The organism is Mycobacterium sp. SM3041 (genome assembly GCF_039668335.1).
Taxonomy (GTDB): Bacteria; Actinomycetota; Actinomycetes; order Mycobacteriales; family Mycobacteriaceae; genus Mycobacterium.
The window spans coordinates 13,042-31,716 of sequence record NZ_JAYXBQ010000020.1 but is presented as its reverse complement, the minus strand read 5'-3'; the positions used below and the strand labels follow the sequence as shown (position 1 = coordinate 31,716).

Annotated in this window: 8 protein-coding genes; 7 read left to right on the top strand and 1 reads right to left on the bottom strand. The window is 68.5% G+C overall.

Features of this window, described 5'->3' with window-relative positions; all coding sequences use genetic code 11:
• Position 1: 1 nt before the first annotated feature.
• The 6 genes from meaB to VXD91_RS05675 all read left to right on the top strand — a co-directional run bounded on the left by meaB (position 2) and on the right by VXD91_RS05675 (position 13,943).
• Positions 2–976, top strand: coding sequence for a methylmalonyl Co-A mutase-associated GTPase MeaB (gene meaB / locus VXD91_RS05700; RefSeq protein ID WP_212811502.1), 975 nt, complete (start codon positions 2–4; stop codon positions 974–976).
• Between the two features lie 357 nt (positions 977–1,333).
• A complete protein-coding gene (locus tag VXD91_RS05695) occupies positions 1,334–2,626 on the top strand; it encodes a serine hydrolase domain-containing protein (RefSeq protein WP_346414894.1) in 1,293 nt (430 codons plus the stop codon).
• Positions 2,627–3,249: 623 nt separating this feature from the next.
• Positions 3,250–9,525, top strand: coding sequence for a type I polyketide synthase (pks2, locus tag VXD91_RS05690; RefSeq protein WP_135355966.1), 6,276 nt, complete (start codon positions 3,250–3,252; stop codon positions 9,523–9,525).
• 63 nt (positions 9,526–9,588) lie between these two features.
• The gene (locus tag VXD91_RS05685) at positions 9,589–11,058 is read left to right on the top strand and encodes a condensation domain-containing protein (protein WP_346414893.1); all 1,470 of its coding nucleotides are present in this window, start codon (positions 9,589–9,591) and stop codon (positions 11,056–11,058) included.
• Between the two features lie 3 nt (positions 11,059–11,061).
• The gene (locus tag VXD91_RS05680) at positions 11,062–12,474 is read left to right on the top strand and encodes a hypothetical protein (protein WP_346414892.1); all 1,413 of its coding nucleotides are present in this window, start codon (positions 11,062–11,064) and stop codon (positions 12,472–12,474) included.
• 56 nt (positions 12,475–12,530) lie between these two features.
• Positions 12,531–13,943: a hypothetical protein gene (locus VXD91_RS05675; RefSeq protein WP_318984605.1), complete on the top strand. Its 1,413-nt coding sequence runs from the start codon at positions 12,531–12,533 to the stop codon at positions 13,941–13,943.
• Between the two features lie 21 nt (positions 13,944–13,964).
• Here VXD91_RS05675 and VXD91_RS05670 read toward each other — a convergent pair whose 3' ends face one another.
• Positions 13,965–15,203 (bottom strand): glycosyltransferase, encoded by a 1,239-nt coding sequence (locus VXD91_RS05670; RefSeq protein WP_346414891.1) that lies wholly within the window; start codon positions 15,201–15,203, stop codon positions 13,965–13,967.
• A 219-nt stretch (positions 15,204–15,422) separates the two neighbouring features.
• Here VXD91_RS05670 and VXD91_RS05665 point away from each other — a divergent pair, with 219 nt between their 5' ends.
• Positions 15,423–18,620: an RND family transporter gene (locus VXD91_RS05665; RefSeq protein ID WP_234785276.1), complete on the top strand. Its 3,198-nt coding sequence runs from the start codon at positions 15,423–15,425 to the stop codon at positions 18,618–18,620.
• Positions 18,621–18,675 lie beyond the last annotated feature (55 nt).

The following is an 18,675-nucleotide window of genomic DNA, read 5'->3' as shown; positions in this document are numbered from 1 at the left end:
CATGACGACCCCGGTGCCCGAACTCGCTGCCAGGATCCGGGCGGGCGACCGGGCGGCGCTGTCGCGTGCCATCACGCTGGTCGAGTCCACCCGGGCCGACCACCGTGATGCCGCGCAGCAGTTGCTGCTCGAACTGACCCCGGAGGCCGGCAGTGCGCTGCACGTCGGCATCACCGGCGTCCCCGGCGTCGGCAAGTCGACGACGATCGAAGCGCTCGGCATGCACCTCATCGAGCGGGGCCACCGCGTCGCGGTGCTGGCCGTCGACCCGTCGTCGACCCGCACCGGCGGTTCGATCCTCGGCGACAAGACCCGGATGGCGCAGCTGGCCGTGCAGCCGGAGGCCTACATCCGGCCGTCGCCGACGTCGGGCACGCTCGGCGGGGTGGCCAAGGCCACCCGCGAGACCATCGTGCTGCTGGAGGCGGCCGGCTACGACGTGGTCCTGGTCGAGACCGTCGGCGTCGGCCAGTCGGAGGTGACGGTGGCCAACATGGTCGACACCTTCGTCTTCCTGACGCTGGCCCGCACCGGTGACCAGTTGCAGGGCATCAAGAAGGGCGTGTTGGAGCTCGCCGACGTCATCGTGGTCAACAAGGCCGACGGCGAGCACGCCGTCGAAGCCAAGGCCGCGGCACGGGAACTGTCCGGGGCGATCCGGTTGATCTATCCGCGCGAGACGTTGTGGCGGCCGCCGGTGCTGACCATGAGCGCACTGACCGGCGACGGTCTGGCGGCGATGTGGGACACCGTGCTCAAGCATCGTGAAACCTTGAGTGCGGCAGGCGAATTCGAGGCCCGGCGCCGGGCCCAGCAGGTCGACTGGACGTGGACCATGGTCCGTGACACGGTGCTGGACCGGGTGCTGTCGAATCCCGCCGTCAAGGCCAATCGCGACGAGGTGGAACGTCAGGTGCGCGAGGGTGAGCTGACGCCGGCGCTGGCGGCACAGCGCATCATCGACCTCGCGAATTGACTCCGGCCGAGCCCGGCCCGGGATTGCCGAACGGTTTGCCGGCGCAATAGGGGAATCGGCCGCACGGGTATTCGGGCCGACCGCTGGCGAAACCAATTTCGGCGCGGTGCCGTGGCCGGCCCGACATGCGGACAAAAATGCGATCCGGTGTTTCCGGCTACCTGACTTTTCTCCAGGCAGGCACCTTGACCACTGAGTTCGCCATCAGAACGCTTGCTCGGCAAGCGGTTACGCCGGCGTAAGTGCGATCTTGAAGTGGGTATACCGGACACGCCGAACCTGTGTATCCAGACTATTTAGCTAACAGATTGATAACGTCGGAGATGATCTGCGGCAGGCGCACGTCATCATTTGGTAATGACCAACGCTATTCGCCGGGAGCGCAACGTCGCGCCTCTCCGGTCCGCCGGCGGACCTCTTCCGCAGGGCGTCCACGGTGCCGCTGACCCCAACTTCGCAACTGTGGTGCGGGCGTTTTCCGCCCTGTTCCCCAGCCGATATCTGGGTGGCGGCGCCCTCTCGGTCTACCTCGACGGTGTTCCCGTCGTCGACGTGTGGACGGGGTGGGCCGACCGGTGGGGCCACCGGCCGTGGGACGCCGACACCGGCGCGATGGTGTTCTCGGCGACCAAGGGGTTGGCCTCGACCGTCATCCACCGACTGGCCGACCGGGGCCTGATCGAATACGACGCGCCCGTCGCCGAGTACTGGCCGGCCTTCGGGGCCAACGGCAAGGCCGGCGTGACGGTGCTGGAGCTGATGCGGCACCGCGCCGGGCTGTCGCAGCTGAACGGCGCGACGCGCGACGAGCTGATGGACCACCGCCTCATGGAGCGGCGGCTGGCCGCGGCTCCCATGAGCTGGATGAAGGGGCGTCCGGCGTACCACGCCATCACCTACGGCTGGCTGTTGTCCGGCCTGGCCCGCGCGGTCACCGGTCAGAGCATGCGGGAGCTGTTCCGCACCGAGCTCGCGGAGCCGCTCGGCACCGACGGTCTGCATCTCGGCCGCCCGGCCGCGGATGCGCCCACGCAGCCCGCGCAGATCATCGGCCCGCAGTTCCGCATCCGCAATCCGCTGTTCGACGCGGTGGCGCCGCACGTGGCGAGGTTGCCGTTCTCGGGCGGCTTCGGCTCGATGTACTTCACCGGCATGCGGTCCATGGCGCAGGGCGACACACCCTTGCTGGATGCCGAGATGCCGGGCGCCAACGGCGTGGCCACGGCTCGATCACTGGGACGCGTGTACGGCGCGATGGCCAACGGCGGCCAGATCGACGGGCTGCGGTTCCTGTCCGCGGGCACGGTGGCGCAGCTGCGGGGGACCGGCAGCGTTTTCCCCGACCTGGGCCTCGGCCTGCCCATGGATTTCAACCTCGGGTATCACGGCGTGCCGTTCCCGGGTGTCATGCCGGGGTTCGGGCACGTCGGCCTCGGCGGGTCGCTCGGATGGGCGGATCCGGACCGCGGTCTGGCTTTCGGCTTCGTGCACAACCGCCTGCTGACGCCGCTGATGCTGGCCGATCAGGCGGGTTTCGTGGCGCTCGCGGCAATGGTGCGGTACGGCGCGGCGCAGGCGCGCAGCAACGGCTTCTGCCGGGTCACGGAGTTCGGTGCGCCATACGCCGATCCAGCTCCGGTTGCGGGCTGACGGAGTTTGCGCGCGCGAGATATGCGTCCGCATCGGAAGCGATGCGGACCGCCCTGTGCACCGGACTTTCGAATACGCGCAGATGTCCGGCATGTTGATTTTTTGCCCGTATCGAGCGGAGTTCGTCACAGTAGATATTTCGTACCATGCGTATCGACCATTGCCGACAATACGATTTTATGGCCGCAGCCTGTAGTTCTACGATTTTCGCTGCGTTGCTCGAATTTCAATAACCATATCCGCGCAAACATTTGTGCTGCCGCAGGTCCTGTGCGGGCGCGGTGCTGGGGTGAACGATGTTCGCTACGGACCGCTATGCTTCCGCCCCGTGGCTGGTTCGAAATGGCTCCGAACCAAACCCCTGCGCAACGGCGCGCCGGGCGGGTTGGGCCTTCCGCAGCGAGTGTGCTGCGGATATCCGCTGCTGACGGTCGCCTGGTAGCGATTCGACCGAAACGGGTAGCCCCGAATCGGCGGATCAGTTAATTTGACCCGGTAGGATTTCGAGCCAGTTTGTTTAACGCGGCAAAGACGATTTCGCAGAGATTTTGAGCGCGGTCTGCAAAGCCACCCGGCACGGTGTGTCGGAGTCCGGCCGGACTGCACGGAGAGGCGGTAGCTAAGTGGGTGGGTCACCGACGACACCCGTCGCGATCATCGGCATGGCATGCCGGCTTCCCGGCGGCATCAGCTCGCCGGACGAGCTGTGGGAAGCCCTGCTGCGCGGTGACGACCTGGTTACCAAAGTTCCGCTGGAACGGTGGGACGCCGAGGAGTACTACGACCCGGAGCCCGGCGTGCCCGGCCGGTCGGTCTCCAAGTGGGGCGGTTTCCTCGACGACGTTGCCGGCTTCGACGCCGACTTCTTCAACATCAGCGACCGCGAAGCCACCGCGATCGACCCGCAGCACCGCCTGATCCTCGAAACCTCCTGGGAGGCCGTGGAACACGCGGGCATCGATCCGGCCACCCTGGCCGGCTCGCTCACCGGCGTCTTCGTGGGCATGACCCACGGCGACTACCAGCTGCTGGCCGCCGACGCCCACGCCATCGAGGGCCCGTACGGCTTCACCGGCAACAACTTCAGCCTGGCCTCGGGGCGCGTCTCGTACCACCTCGGCGCGCACGGCCCGTCGTACACGGTCGACTCGGCCTGTTCGTCCAGTCTCCTCGCGATCCACAACGCGTGCCGCAGCCTGCACGACGGCGAGAGCGACGCCGCCCTCGCCGGTGGTGTGTCGATCATGCTGGAGCCGCGCAAGATGTCCTCGGGTTCGGCCCAGGGCATGCTGTCGCCGACCGGCCACTGCCACGCCTTCGACGTCGCCGCCGACGGCTTCGTCTCCGCCGAGGCGTCGGTCATGTTCATGCTGAAGCGCCTGGACGACGCGCAGCGCGACGGCGACCGCGTCCTCGCGGTCATCCGCGGCACGGCGAGCAACCAGGACGGCCACACGGTCAACATCGCGACCCCGGGCGCGGACGCCCAGGTCGCCGTCTACCGGCGGGCGCTGGACCTCGCCGCCATCGATCCCGCCACCGTCGGGTACATCGAGGCGCACGGCACCGGAACTCCCGTCGGCGATCCGATCGAATACTCAAGTCTGGCAACGGTTTACGGCAAGCAGGGGCCCGTCGTGCTGGGCTCGGTCAAGACCAACGTCGGGCATGCGCAGTCGGCGTCGGGTGCGGTCGGCCTGTTGAAGACCGTCCTGGCCCTGCAGCACGGCGTGGTGCCGAAGAACCTCTACTTCAACGAGATGCCCGCCGAGATGGCGGCCATCGACACCGGGCTGTTCGTGCCGACGGACCTCGTGCCGTGGCCGGCGACCGCCGACCACCCGCGCCGCGCCGCCGTGTCCGCCTACGGCCTGTCCGGCACCAACGTGCACGCCGTCGTCGAGCAGGCGCCGGCCGAGTCGTCGCCGCGCGTCGTCGGGTCCGAAGGACAGGGGCTCGGCGGCAAACTGCTGTTCCCCGTGTCGTCCACCTCGGCCGAGGAGCTGCGCCGCACCGCCGGCAAACTGGCCGACTGGGCCGCCGCCCAGGGCGAGGCCCTCGACCTGGCCGACACCGCCTACACGCTCGCGCGTCGCCGCGCCCACCGGCCGGTGCGCGCTGCCGTCCTCGCCGAGGACGCCGCCGGCCTGATCCAGGCGCTCCGTGACGTCGCCGACAGCGAGACCCCGTACCAGGCCGCGGCCGGTAAGGGTGACCGCGGCCCGGTGTGGGTGTTCTCGGGTCAGGGTTCGCAGTGGGCGGCCATGGGCGCCGGCCTGCTGGCGGCCGAGCCCGCATTCGCGGCCGCCATCGCCGAGATCGAGCCGCTCATCGAGGCGGAGTCGGGCTTCTCGATCACCGAAGCCATCACCGCCGGTGAGACGGTGACCGGCATCGACCGCATCCAGCCCGCCGTGTTCGCGATCCAGGTGGCGCTGGCCGCCACGCTGCGGTCCTACGGTGTGCAGCCCGGCGCGGTCATCGGCCACTCGATGGGTGAGTCCGCCGCCGCCGTCGTCTCCGGCGCGCTGTCGCTCGAAGACGGCGTGAAGGTGATCTGTCGCCGGTCGAACCTGATGCTCAAGGTGTCGGGCTCCGGCGCCATGGCCTCGGTGGAGCTGCCGGCCCAGCAGGTGCTCTCCGAGCTGGGCGCCCGCGGCGTGAGCGACGTCGTGCTCGCCGTCGTCGCCTCGCCGCAGTCGACCGTCGTCGGTGGTGACAAGGACGCCATCCGCGCCCTGGTCAAGGAATGGGACGAGCGTGGCGTGATGGCCCGCGAGGTCGCCGTCGACGTCGCGTCGCACACCCCGCAGGTCGACCCGATCCTGGACGAGCTCGCCGACGCCCTCGAGGACCTCGAGCCCGACGAGCCGGCGGTGCCGTACTACTCGGCCACGCAGTACGACCCGCGCGACCCCGCGGACTACGACGCGGACTACTGGGTCGACAACCTGCGCCACACCGTGCGCTTCGGTGCGGCCGTGCAGGCCGCGCTCGACGACGGCTTCCGGGTGTTCATCGAGCTGGCCCCGCACCCGCTGCTGGTGCACGCGGTCAACCAGAACGCCGCGCACCAGGACATCGGCATCGCCGCCCTGGCCGCGATGCGTCGCGAACAGGACGTGCCGAACGGTCTGCGCGATGTCGTCGCCGATCTGCACACCGCCGGTGCCGCCATCGACTTCTCGGTGATCTACCCGGACGGCGTGCTGGTCGACGTACCGCTGCCGACCTGGACCCGCAACCACCTGATCCTCACGCGTGATCCGCACGAGCAGGCCCCCGGCGGTGCGTCACTGGCGGTGCACCCGCTGCTCGGCGCACACGTGCGGCTGCCGGAGGAGCCCGAGCGGCACGTCTGGCAGTCCGACGTGGGTACCGGCGTGCAGCCCTGGCTGGGTGACCACCAGGTACACAACGTCGCGGCGCTCCCGGGTGCGGCGTACTGCGAGATGGCGCTCGGCGCGGCCCGCGAGGTGCTGGGCGAGGCCTCCGAGGTCCGCAACGTGTCGTTCGAGGCCATGCTGCTGCTCGAGGAGGAGACCGCCGTGTCGGCGGTCGCCACGGCCGTCCCGTCGGGCGACATCGACTTCCTGGTCGAGACCTACCAGGACGGCGAGCAGGTGCGCCGTGCGGCCGCGACGCTGCACGCCATCGAAGACGACGCCTCCCGGCCGAGCTACAACCTGGCCAAGCTGGTCGCCGCCCACACCGAAGACGTCGACGGTGGTGACCTGCGTGCCTGGTTCGCCGAGCGGGGCATTCAGTACGGCCCGGCGTTCTCCGGTCTGACCGCTGCGCACACGACCGCGGGCACCACGGTGCTCGCCGCGGTCGCGCTGCCCGGTGCCATCCGGTCGCAGCAGAGCGCCTACACCGTGCACCCCGCACTGCTCGACGCCTGCTTCCAGGCGGTGGCCGCGCATCCCGATCTGCACGGCGACACCACCGGCGCGCTGATGCTGCCGCTGGGCGTCGGCAAGCTGCGGGCCTACGAGTCGACCCGCAACGCGCACTACTGCTACGTCAAGCTCGTCAGCCTCTCGCCGACCGCGGTCGAAGCCGACATCGACGTGCTCGACGAGAACGGCGCGGTGCTGCTGGCCGTGAGCGGCCTGCGGCTCGGCACCGGCGTGTCCGAGGAGGGCCAGCGCGAGCGGCTGCTCAACGAGCGACTGCTGAACATCGAGTGGCGCAGCCAGGACGCGCCGGTCGCCAACGTGGTCGATCCGGGTCGCTGGCTGCTGATCTCGGCCGCCGCCGACGCGGACAGCCTGACCGAGAAGCTCTCCGAGGTGCTGCAGTCCGACGAGGCCGACGTCTCCACCATGGCGTGGCCGGCCGACGCCGACCACGCGTCCAACCTGGAGTCGCTGCAGGAGACGCTGACGGCCAAGCCGTTCAAGGGCGTCGTCGTCGTCACCGGTGCCCCCGACGGCCCGGCGGCCTCGGCGTCGCTGTCCACCGCACAGCGTGGCGTGGCGCAGGTCGAGCAGCTCGTGCACATCGTGCGGGGTCTGCCGGACGTGCCGGGCCAGCCGGCGCGGCTGTACGTGCTCACCCGCGGTGCCCGCACCGTGGCGCCGGGCGACGTGGCCAACCTGGAGCAGGGCGGCATCCGCGGCTTCATCCGGGCGATCGGCATGGAGTACCCGGCGATGCGGCCGACGCAGATCGATCTCGACGTGCAGGCCGACGTGGCGCACGTCGCCGCCGAACTGCTGTCCGGCTCCGAAGAGGACGAGACGGCCTGGCGGTCGGGCGAGTGGTACACCGCGCGCCTGAACCTGAGCCAGCTGCAGCCCGAGGAACGTCGCACCACCGTCGTGCGGCCCGAGACCGACGGTGTGCAGCTGCAGATCCGGACCCCCGGTGACCTGTCGTCGGCGGAGCTGGCGGCGTACGAGCGCGTCGCTCCGGGACCGGGCCAGATCGAGGTGTCGGTCGCGGCGTCCAACCTCAACTTCGCCGACGTGCTGGTCGCCTACGGCCGGTACCCGAGCTTCGAGGGCCGGCTGCCGCAGCCGGGCGCGGACTTCGCCGGTGTGGTCACCGCGGTCGGCCCGGGTGTCACCGATCATCAGATCGGCGACCGGGTCGCGGGCATCTCGCTGACCGGTGCCTGGAAGACGTTCGTGACCTGCGACGCCAACCTGGCCGTGAAGATTCCGGACGACCTGCCCGAGGGCAGCGCGGCGGCGGTGCCCAGTGCGCACGCCACCGCGTGGTACGGCCTGCACAACCTGGCCCGTATCCAGGCCGGCGACAAGGTGCTGATCCACTCCGCCACCGGTGGTGTGGGCCAGGCCGCCATCGCCATCGCGCGGGCCGCGGGCGCCGACATCTACGCCACCGCCGGTAGCGAAGATCGTCGAAACCTGTTGCGCAGCTGGGGAATCCAGCATGTCTACGACTCGCGCAGCACCGCCTTCGCCGAGGAGATTCGTCGCGACACCGACGGCTACGGCGTCGACGTCGTGCTGAACTCGCTGCCCGGTGCGGCGCAGAAGGCCGGTGTCGAGCTGCTGACCTTCGGTGGCCGGTTCGTCGAGATCGGTAAGCGCGACATCTACGGCGACACCCGGATGGGCCTGTTCCCGTTCCGCCGGAACCTGTCGTTCTACGCGCTCGACCTGGCGCTGTTGACGCTGACCAACCCCGACATCACGCGCGGCATGCTCGAGACGATCTTCGGGCAGATCGCCGACGGTGTGCTGCCGGTGCCGGACACGACGCACTACCCGCTGGCCGAGGCCGCCACCGCGATCCGCGTGATGGGCGCGGCGGGCCACACCGGCAAGCTCGTGCTCGACATCCCGCACACCGGGGAGTTCGAGGCGGTGCTGTCGCCCGAGCACGCTCCGGTGTACCGGGCCGACGGTTCCTACATCGTCACCGGCGGTCTGAGTGGCCTGGGCCTGTTCCTGGCCGACAAGCTGGCCGCGGGTGGTTGCGGACGCATCGTGCTCAACGCGCGTTCGGAGCCGAGTGCGGCGACCGCGAAGGCCATCGAGGCCGTCCGGAGCAAGGGCGCCGAGGTCGAGGTGGTGCTGGGTGACATCGCAGCCGCCGACACCGCCGCGCGTCTGGTCGCCGCGGCCGAGTCGACCGGCAAGCCGCTGCGCGGCGTGCTGCACGGCGCCGCGGTGGTCGAGGACGCGACGTTGCCGAACATCACCGACGAGCTGATCGAACGCGACTGGGCGCCGAAGGTGTACGGCGCGTGGCACCTGCACGAGGCGACGGCCGGGTCCGAGCTGGACTGGTTCTGCTCGTTCTCGTCGGCTGCCGCCATGGTGGGCTCGCCCGGACAGGGTGCGTACGCGGCGGCGAACAGCTGGCTGGACGCGTTCACCCAGTGGCGCCGCGCGCAGGGGCTGGCGGCGACGGTCATCGCGTGGGGTGCCTGGGCCAAGATCGGCGCCGGGCAGGGCATGGCGGCCGACGAGGCCATGGCGATCGATCCGGAGGACGGCGCCTACGCGTTCGACGCGATCATCCGCCACGACCGCGCCTACGCCGGCTACGCGCCGGTCGCAGGGGCCGACTGGCTGGTGGCTTTCGCTCAGGCCAGCAAGTTTGCGGAGTCGTTCGCCAACATCGGGCGGGGCGGGGCGGGCACCAGCGAATTCCTCGCGGAGTTCCACGCCCTGTCGGAGGAGGAGCGGCCGGCTCGTCTGAGGCGCCTGATCACCGACGCTATGTCTATGATACTTAGGCGATCTGTCGATCCCGACCGTCCGTTGGCCGAGTACGGCCTCGATTCGCTCGGGGCGCTGGAACTGCGGACCCGTATCGAAGCTGAGACGGGAGTCCGGATCGGTTCGTCGGACATCACGAATGTCCGAGCACTGGCAGAACGCCTGGGGGAGGCGATTTCGACGGCGATTTCGACATGACGGGTCAGAGTAGGGCGTCACAGAAGCCGCGCGCTGAATTCACCGAAGCACAGGAGAGTGAACATGGTTGCGATTAGGACCATCCATGACTGGATGGGTTCCTCGGGTGTTCTGACTTCCTGGAACCCTTCGTCTGCATCGCTTGCCAAGCTGCGCAACGCACCGGTCAGCTCGGTACCGGTCAGCTATCAGCAGAGCCAGCACATCCGCGCGTTCCGTTCGCACGAGCGCAACGGCACGGACATGGCACGGCTGAACATCGCCGCATGGGACATGCCGGGCAAGTGCGACGTCCGGGCCATGACGCACGTCATCAACGCCTACGTGCGGCGGCATGACACGTTCCACAGCTGGTTCGAGCTGACGGAAGACGACGTCGTCGTCCGCCGGACGGCGAAGAGCCCGCGCGACATCAAGCTGGTGGCCACCGAGCACGGCGAGATGAACGCGCAGCAGTGGCGCGACCACGTCCTCGCGACGCCCGATCCGCTGCAGTGGGACTGCTTCCACTTCGGGATCATCCAGCGCGACGACCACTTCACCTTCTACTTCAGCATCGACCACGTGCACACCGATGCACTGCTGATGGGACTGGTGCTCGTCGAAATCCACCTGATGTACGCGGCTCTCGTCAGTGGCGCCCCGCCGATCCCGCTGGCCGACGCCGGCAGCTACGACGACTACTGCATCAAGCAGGCGGAGTTCACGTCGGCGCTGACGCTCGAGTCGCCGGAGGTCAAGGACTGGATCAAGTTCGCCGAGGCCAACGACGGCACCCTGCCTTGCTTCCCGCTGCCCCTCGGCGACCCGTCGGTGCCCTGCGGCGGTGAGATGCTGACGGTTCGGCTGATGGACAAGCACCAGTCGGAGCGGTTCGAGTCGGCCTGCCTGTCCGCGGGTGCCCGCGTGATCGGTGGCGTCATCGCGTGCGCGGCGCTCGCCGAGCACGAGCTGACGGGCCGGCCGATCTACAACGTCATCACCCCGACCACGACGCGCCGCACCCCGGCCGAGTTCATGACGACGGGCTGGTTCACCGGCGTCGTGCCGATCAGCGTCCCGGTGGTGCCGGAGTCGTTCGGCGACACCGCCCGCGCCATGCAGAAGGCGTTCGACGCCGGCATGGACCTGGCACACGTCCCGTTCGAGCGCGTACTCGAACTGGCCGAGGGCAAGGTGCCGGGCATTCGCAAGGCCGACCCGGGCGTGCCGATGGTGTCGTACCTCGACACCAACCTGCCGCCGCTGTCGCCGGCGATCATGAACGAGTGGGAACGGCTCAACGGCCGCGTCTACAGCGACGCCCGCTCGGCGTACCAGATCGGCATCTGGGTGAACCGTTCCGAGAAGGAAACCTCGGTCACCATCGCCTACCCGGACAACCCCATCGCCCGTGAATCGGTGGACAAGTACCTGCACGCGATGCGCGCGGTGTACCTGCGGGTCGCCGACGGCGGTTCTGGTGCGGGACGTTCGGAAGCCTTGCGCCACAACGGTTGCCGCAGCGAACTGATTCGAGCTGTGAAGGGCTGAGTTGTGACGACCTCCACGCGCCCGCCGCGCGTGCCTTTGTTGCGCCGCTGGTTGGCAGACAACAACGACGGTGATGAGAGCCGCGTGCTCGACTACGTCGACCAGGCGATGTTCCTCGGCCTGCGGGCCACCGGCCAGGCCGCTGTCATGCAGTGCGTCTGGGTGTACGAGCATCCCGTCGACATGGAGGGCCTGCGCCGGTTCCACTACAACTTCGGTCACGGCCTGGCCGGTCGGCGCATCGAGCCGTCGATCCTGCCGTTCGGCCGGCACCGGTGGGTGTCATCGCTGGGGCCGCCGGCGCCGCTGCGGGTGTACGAGACCGTGCGTCCGCGGGCCGAGCTCGGCGACTTCCTCGACGAGCATGCGCAGATCCCCGTCGACCCGGAGTTCGGCCCGGCCTGGCACATGGGTGTGCAGCCGCTCGACGACGGCGCCACGGTCGTCAGCCTCGTCGGTTCACACTGCATCGGCGACGGCGGCGGTGCCATGCTGACGGTGTTCGAGTCGGTGACGGGCCAGCTGCGCGACCTCGGTCTGCCGCAGCCGCGGACCAGGTCGTCATGGCAGGCGTTGCGTGCCGATTTCCGCCAGACCTTCCGTGACCTGCCCGAACTCGGGCGCTCGATCAAGTCGGCGGCCAAACAGGCTTACCAGAAGCGCAGCGAGCTGCGGCGTTCCGGAAAGTCGGCGGCAGCCCATCTTGATGAGGCCAGCGCCAAGGAAAACCTGCTGGTGCCGGCGATCTGGGCGTTCATCGACGCCGCGGAGTTCGACGCGCGCGCCAAGGCGCTCGGCGGGAACAGCTACGCGCTGATCGCCGGGTTCGCGGCGCGGTTGTCCGAGCGGATGGGCCGGTTCAGCGAGGCCGAGGGCGTGGTGCCGCTGGTGGTGCCGATCAACGACCGCACGCTCGAGGACACCCGTGCCAATGCGGTGCTGATCGGTGATGCCCGCGTCAACCCGAAGGGCGTCGCCGAGGATCTGACGGAGACGCGGGCGGTCATCAAGGAAGCCCTGCGCAAGATGCGCGAGGAGCCCGACGAGAAGTTGGAGCTGCTGCCGCTGACGCCGTTCATCCCGAAGCGGGCCGTCATCCAGGCCGCGGACATCGCGGTCGGGTTCGGTGAGCTCCCGGTGTTCTGCTCGAACCTCGGTGTGCTGCCGGACGATCTGGCGCGTGTCGACGGGACGCCCGCCGAGTACGTCATGGCCCGCGGGGTCGACGGTCAGGTGCCGCGTGCGGTCATGGAGCACCGCAAGGGCATCCTCACGGTCATCTCGATGCAGCTGATCGGCCGGGTGTCGATGGCGGTCATCGGCTACCAGCCGGGCGCCGAGAACACCAAGGCGACGTTGCGTGCGCACGTGGAAGCGACGCTGGCCGAGTTCGGCCTCTCCGCGGTCTACGAATAGTCCGCGTAATCCCAAGTTCGACAACCGAATAACCGAAGTGAAGGGCCAGGTCTATTTTGTCCACTGATACCCGGTCGAACGGAACCGGCCGCGGCCGGTTCGCCAAGCTGCCCCCGGAACTGGACCGTCCGCAGGACCGGCTGGACTACATGGACGAGGCGACCTTCCTGTCGTACCGGGCCAGCGGTCGGGTCCAGGTCATGCTGGCGCTGTGGTTCTACGAAGGACCCGTCGACCTCGATGGCCTGCGCCGCTTCCACGAGAACTTCGGCCGGAGCCTGGCGGCCCGGCGCATCGAGCGCTCGCCGCTGCCGTTCGGCCGGGCCCGCTGGGTGGCCGCGCCGGCCGTCGAGCGCCCGCTGGACATCGTCGAAACCGCCCGCCCGCGTTCGGAACTGACCGACTGGCTGGAGGAGCGGTCGCAGATCCCGATCGACCCGGAGCACGGTCCCGGCTGGCACCTGGGCGTCCAGAAGTTCAGCGACGGTTCGACGGGTGTCGCGCTGGCGCTGTCGCACTGCCTGATCGACGGCACCGGTGCGGTGGCCGCGATCATGGAGTCGGTGCTCGGGCAGGGCCGCGATCTGGGTTACGCCCAGCCGGGCTCCCGCACCCGCTGGCAGGGTCTGCGCGCCGACCTGCGTCAGGCGCGGCGGGACTGGCCCGAGGTCCGGCGCACGGTGGTGGCCGCCGCCAAGATGTTGCACCGCAGGCGCCACGAGATCTCCAAGTCCGGCGACACCCGGCCCGCGGTGACGGCAGGCAACCCCGACGAGTACGTGCTGCTGCCGTTCGCCGGCACCCACATCGACGTCGAGCAGTGGGACGCCAAGTGCGCCACGCTCGGCGGCAACACCTACTCCCTGGCGGCGGCGTTCGCCGCCCGGCTCGGTGTGCGGATGGAACGGCATCGCAAGCACGACAACAACATTGCGCTCATGGTGGCCGTCAACGACCGGACCTCGATGGAGGACACCCGGGCCAACGCCATGGCTTTCGCCAATCTCACCGTCGATCCGACGCACGTCGCCAAGGACCTGACGGATCTGCGGGGCGCGCTGCGTACGTCCCTGTCGACGGCCAAGGAGCAGCCGGACGAGTCGTTCATCCTGCTGCCGCTGACGCCGTTCATCCCGCTGCGCGCGGTGAACAAGACGGCCGACCTGGTGCTCGGCGACATGCCGGTGACGTGCTCCAACTTCGCCGAGCTGCCGGACCTGATGTGCCGCCCCGATGGCGTCAACCAGGCGACGTTCCTGAACTGCTGGGGCGTCGAGCAGAAGGTCAAGCGGGCCGACATCGAGCGGCCCGGCGGCCTGCTGGTGGTCGCGTCCGGCCGCTACAACGGCCGGGTGAACCTCGGCATCGTCGGCTACCAGGTGGGGGCCGAGAACAGCCGGGCCATGCTGCGTGAACTCGTCCGCGAGACGCTCGAGGAATTCGACCTCACGCCGCTGACCATCTACTGACGGGCGTTCCCGCCCAGGCCCCTAATGGGCCTGGGCGGCCTTTTCCAGCAGATCCGCGGTGCGTGCGACGCTGTCCGCGGGCTTCGTCATGCGCGCGGCAGCAGCCCGCACCCGCTCGGCGCACTCCGGCTGCAGCGCGGTGCGCAGCGCGGACTTCAGCGACGCCGGCGTGGTCTTCGAGAACCGGCGCGACGCGCCCAGCCGGAGCTTCTTGACCTGCCCGGCCCACACCGGCTGATCGGCGCTGACCCACAGCACCACCGTCGGTATCCCGGCGCGCAGCCCGGCCGCGGTGGTGCCGGCGCCGCCGTGGTGGACCAGGGCCCGGCACAGCGGGAACACCGCGGCATGGTTGACCGCGCCGACCAGCTTCACGTGATCGCCCAGCCGGGTGTCCGGCAGATCCCAGACGCCCGAGCTGATCAGCGCCCGCTCGCCGAGTTCGGCGCACACCGCGTCGATCATCGCGACAGCGTCGGCGGGCGACTCCACCGGCATGCTGCCGAAGCCGAAATAGATGGGCGGCTTGCCATTTGCGATCCACGCCATCACGTCGGTGTCGGTATCGGTCTGCAGTTCCATCGACATGGACCCGACCAGGGGCTTGGCGTCGCCGTATTCGGCCGCCAGCCCGGGGAACAGCACCTCGTCGTAGGCCTGGATTTCGAGCGCCCCACGGTCCTCGATACGGCGGACGGCCCGCACGGTGGCCGGCGGCAGCCTCAGGGTACGCCGCTGGATGTCCTCGGCTTCCTTGAGCATGCGCCAGTGGAACCATTCACCGACCGCGAAGCCGCGGCGGATCAAGGGCAGCGGCAGCGGTACCGGCAGCACCTGGCTGTTGGGGCGGAACGGGAAGTAGTGCAGCGCCGCCAACGGGATGTCGAAATGCTCGGCGACGTTGGCGGCCACCTCCTGGTAGGTGGTCCCCGCGAGCAGCAGATCCGCGTCCGCGGCGACCTCCGTGAGGGTGGCGCTCATGTCCTGCCAGCCCTGCGTCATGTAGTCCCGGAGTTCGCGGACGACGCTCACGGGGTTCTTGAGGCTCAGATGGTCGCGAAAGATGTCCGCATCCAGTTGCTGCTGAGAATCCACACCGTAGCTGGCGGGCTCGGGAAGCCCCGCCGAAGCGACGAATGAAACCAGGTTCGGCGGCACTGCCATACGGACTTCGTGGCCGCGACGCAGCAATTCTCTGGCCACGGCACCGCTGGGCTCGATGTCTCCACGCGTGCCATGGATGGCGATAGCAAACTTCACAGGACGCCAAGCATAACGGTCTGCCGCTGATCTCCGCATTGCTGGGGCATGGATGGCAACGAGGACGCCCGGCACCCGGAGGTGCGGCACAGGAGAGATGACTTCGTCAGTGGCACACCCGATTACAGCACGGCGGGGCTCAGGCGGCTCTCCGGCGGCTTCGATATTGAGGTGCCGGTCGGTGCATCAGATCGGTTTGCGGCGTGTAGCCTGTCGGGGATGCTGAAACGTGCCAGGCCAAGCGGTGCTTTGGCACATGCGGGTTTCGCCGCACTCGGCAAGTTCGTGGTGCGGCGTCCCGTCGTGGTCTTGGCGTCCTGGGTCGGCATCGCGATCGTCCTTTTTCTCGCACTTCCGACGTTGGTCGACGTCGCCAGCCGCCGCCCGCCGCCGTTCCTCCCGCCGGATTCGTCGACGCTGATCGCCAGCAACGCGATGAAGAACGCGTTCCGCGAGGCCGACGCCGGCAACATCGCGGTCGTCCTGCTGACCAACGACAAGGGCTTCAGCAAGGAAGACGAAGAGGTCTACCGGCGCCTCGTCGACAAGCTCAACGCCGACAAGACCAACGTCAGGTCGACGCAGGACTTCATCCACATTCCCGAGCTGCGCCAGGTGATGGCGAGCAAAGACGGGAAAGCGGTGCAGCTGCCCGTCAGCCTCGTCGGAAGCATGGGCACCGGCCCGGGCCAGCTGGCGTTCCGCAATGCCAAGAAGACCATCGAAGAGGTGGTCAAGGGCAGCGACCTGACGCTGAACATCGTGGGCGCATCGGCCACGTTCCAGGACATCAACGACATCGGTGCCCGCGATCAGCACATGATCGAGACGGCCACCGGCATCCTCGTCTTCTCGATCCTGATCATCGTGTACCGCAGTGTGGTCGCGATGTTGCTGCCGCTGGTCACCATCGGCGTCTCGCTGATCGTCGCGCAACAGTTGGTGGCGGGGCTGGGCCTATTGGGTCTCGCGGTGGGGCCCCAGACCCTGGTGCTGATGACCGGCATGATGATGGGCGCCGGGACCGACTACGCCATATTCCTGTTCAGCCGATATCAGGAGTTCATCAGACAGGGCGTCGCCACCGATGCCGCGCTGGTCTCCGCGCTCACCTCGATCGGTGAAGTCATCGCCGGCTCGGCCGGCACCGTCGCCATCACGTTCCTGGCGCTCTCGTTCGCCACCCTCGGGGTCTTCGCCACCATCGGACCGGCGCTGGCCGTGACCGTGCTGGTCGGCTTCCTCGCGTCCGTGACCATGCTGCCGGCGCTGATCGTCCTGGTCGGGCGGCGCGGCTGGATCAAGCCGCGCAAGGACATGACGGGCAAGTTCTGGCGGCGCTCGGGCGTCAACATCGTGCGCCGTCCGGTCACCCACCTGGCCGGCAGCCTCGCGGTGCTGCTGGCGCTCGCCGGGTGCGCCACGATGGTCCGCTACAACTACGACAACCGCAAAGACCTCGACCCCGACGCGGCGAGCAACGTCGCCTACGAGGCGCTGAACAAGCACTTCCCGATCAGCACGACGATGCAGCAGTTCATCCTGATCCAGTCGCCACGCGACCTGCGGGCGCCGAAGTCGCTCGCCGACATGGAACAGATGGCGCAGCGCGTCGCGCAGCTGCCGCACATCGACGCCGTTCGCGGTATCACCCGTCCCACCGGCGACGTGCTGGAGCAGGCCAAGGCGACCTACCAGGCCGGTGAGGTCGGCAGCAAGCTCAAGGACGCCTCGAACCTCATCAACGGCAACGACGCGCTGCTGCAGAAGCTCGTCGACGGCGAGTACCAGCTCGCCGACGCGCTGAATCAGATCCGCACGCAGGTGCTCGGTGGGATCGGCCCGGTGCGGCAGATGCTGACCCAGATGTCGGCGCTGCAGAAGCAGTACGGCGGGTCGAAGACGCTGGACGATCTCGACAAGTCGGCCAAGATGGTGTCCCAGATGACGTCGTTGGGCGACGCCGTGGGTGGGCAGCTGGTCCGCGTCGGGGATGTCTACAAGTGGTCCGGAAAGGCCCTCGAGACGCTCAACGCGACGCCGTTCTGCAACTACTACCCGGCGTGCAACGACCTGAAGATCGGGCTGCAGAACGTCAACGAGGGCAACGACCCCGAGACGGTGCAGAAGGTCATCAACCTCGGTCACATGCTGCAGCAGTACAAGAGTGACCCCGGCATGGACGACAAGGTGCGCGGGATGGGCACCAACATCGAGAGCATCACGAGCCTGCTCAAGCAGCTGCGCCTGTACGACACCGCGGATCTGGAGCGGCGCCTGCAGCAGGCGGTCGACGGCGTCAACCTGCTGGCCGATTCGAGCAAGCAGCTCGCCGACGGTGTGAAGTTGCTGGTCGACCAGGTCCGGGGGATGGGCGGCGGTCTGAACCAGGCCTCGTCGTTCCTGCTCGGTATGCGCCGCGATGCCAACACCCCACAGATGGCCGGTTTCTACGTGCCACCGGAGATTCTGAGCCGCAACGAGTTCGAGAAGGCCGCGACGCTGTTCGTGTCCCCGGACGGACACACGGTGCGCTATCTGGTGCAGACGGCGCTGAACCCGTTCGGTACGGAAGCCATGGACCAGACCAACGCGATCGTCAAGGCGGCCCAGACGGCGCTGCCCAACACGACGCTGTCCGACGCGAAGGTGTCGATGGTCGGTCTGTCCGCGGTGAACCGCGACATCCGCGACTACTACAACAGCGACATCCAGTACATCGTCATCGTGACGCTGATCGTGGTGTTCCTGATCCTGGTGCAGCTGCTGCGGTCGGTCGTGGCACCGCTCTACCTGGTGCTGTCGGTGGTGCTGTCGTACGGCTCGGCGCTGGGCATCGGCGTGGTGTTCTTCCAGTTCATCCTGGGCTACGACATCTCGTGGAGTGTGCCTGGTATCGCCTTCCTGGTGTTGGTGGCGGTCGGCGCCGACTACAACCTGCTGCTGATATCCCGAATACGTGACGAAGCGAAATGGGGCGTGCGCTCGGCGATCGTGAAAACGGTCGCCGCGACCGGCGGCGTCATCACCTCTGCCGGCCTGATCTTCGCGGCGTCGATGCTCGCGATGACGGTCAGTAGCATCCTGGGCGCCGTGCAGCTCGGCTTCATCATCGGTGTCGGCCTGCTGCTGGACACGTTCATCGTCCGTACGGTGACGGTGCCGGCGATGGCGGCACTGCTCGGCGACGCCAACTGGTGGCCGTCAAAGTCGCCGCGACGCAAGCGGGAAGAGGCCGAGGAGGCCGAGGCCCTCGCCGCCACCGAACGGCTGCTGGCCGAGCGCAAGGCCCGCCGGGAGTCCGACGAGGTCGAACCCTGCCCGGAGTGCGGTTACGCCGCCACGTGTGATGCCTGCCAGATGACGACGGCCTTCGAGGCGGCCGGAGCGGTGCAGCACCGCGGCTTCTTCGGCTGAGCCGATATCGAATTCCGGGAAATTGAACTTTCTCGTCAATAAAGCTGGTTGAATT

What these genes read in the sequence shown, in the direction of transcription:
- meaB (WP_212811502.1), top strand. Translation starts at nt 2, where the DNA reads ATGACGACCCCGGTGCCCGAACTCGCTGCCAGGATCCGGGCGGGCGAC.
- VXD91_RS05695 (WP_346414894.1), top strand. Translation starts at nt 1,334, where the DNA reads ATGACCAACGCTATTCGCCGGGAGCGCAACGTCGCGCCTCTCCGGTCC.
- VXD91_RS05685 (WP_346414893.1), top strand. Translation starts at nt 9,589, where the DNA reads ATGGTTGCGATTAGGACCATCCATGACTGGATGGGTTCCTCGGGTGTT.
- VXD91_RS05665 (WP_234785276.1), top strand. Translation starts at nt 15,423, where the DNA reads ATGCTGAAACGTGCCAGGCCAAGCGGTGCTTTGGCACATGCGGGTTTC.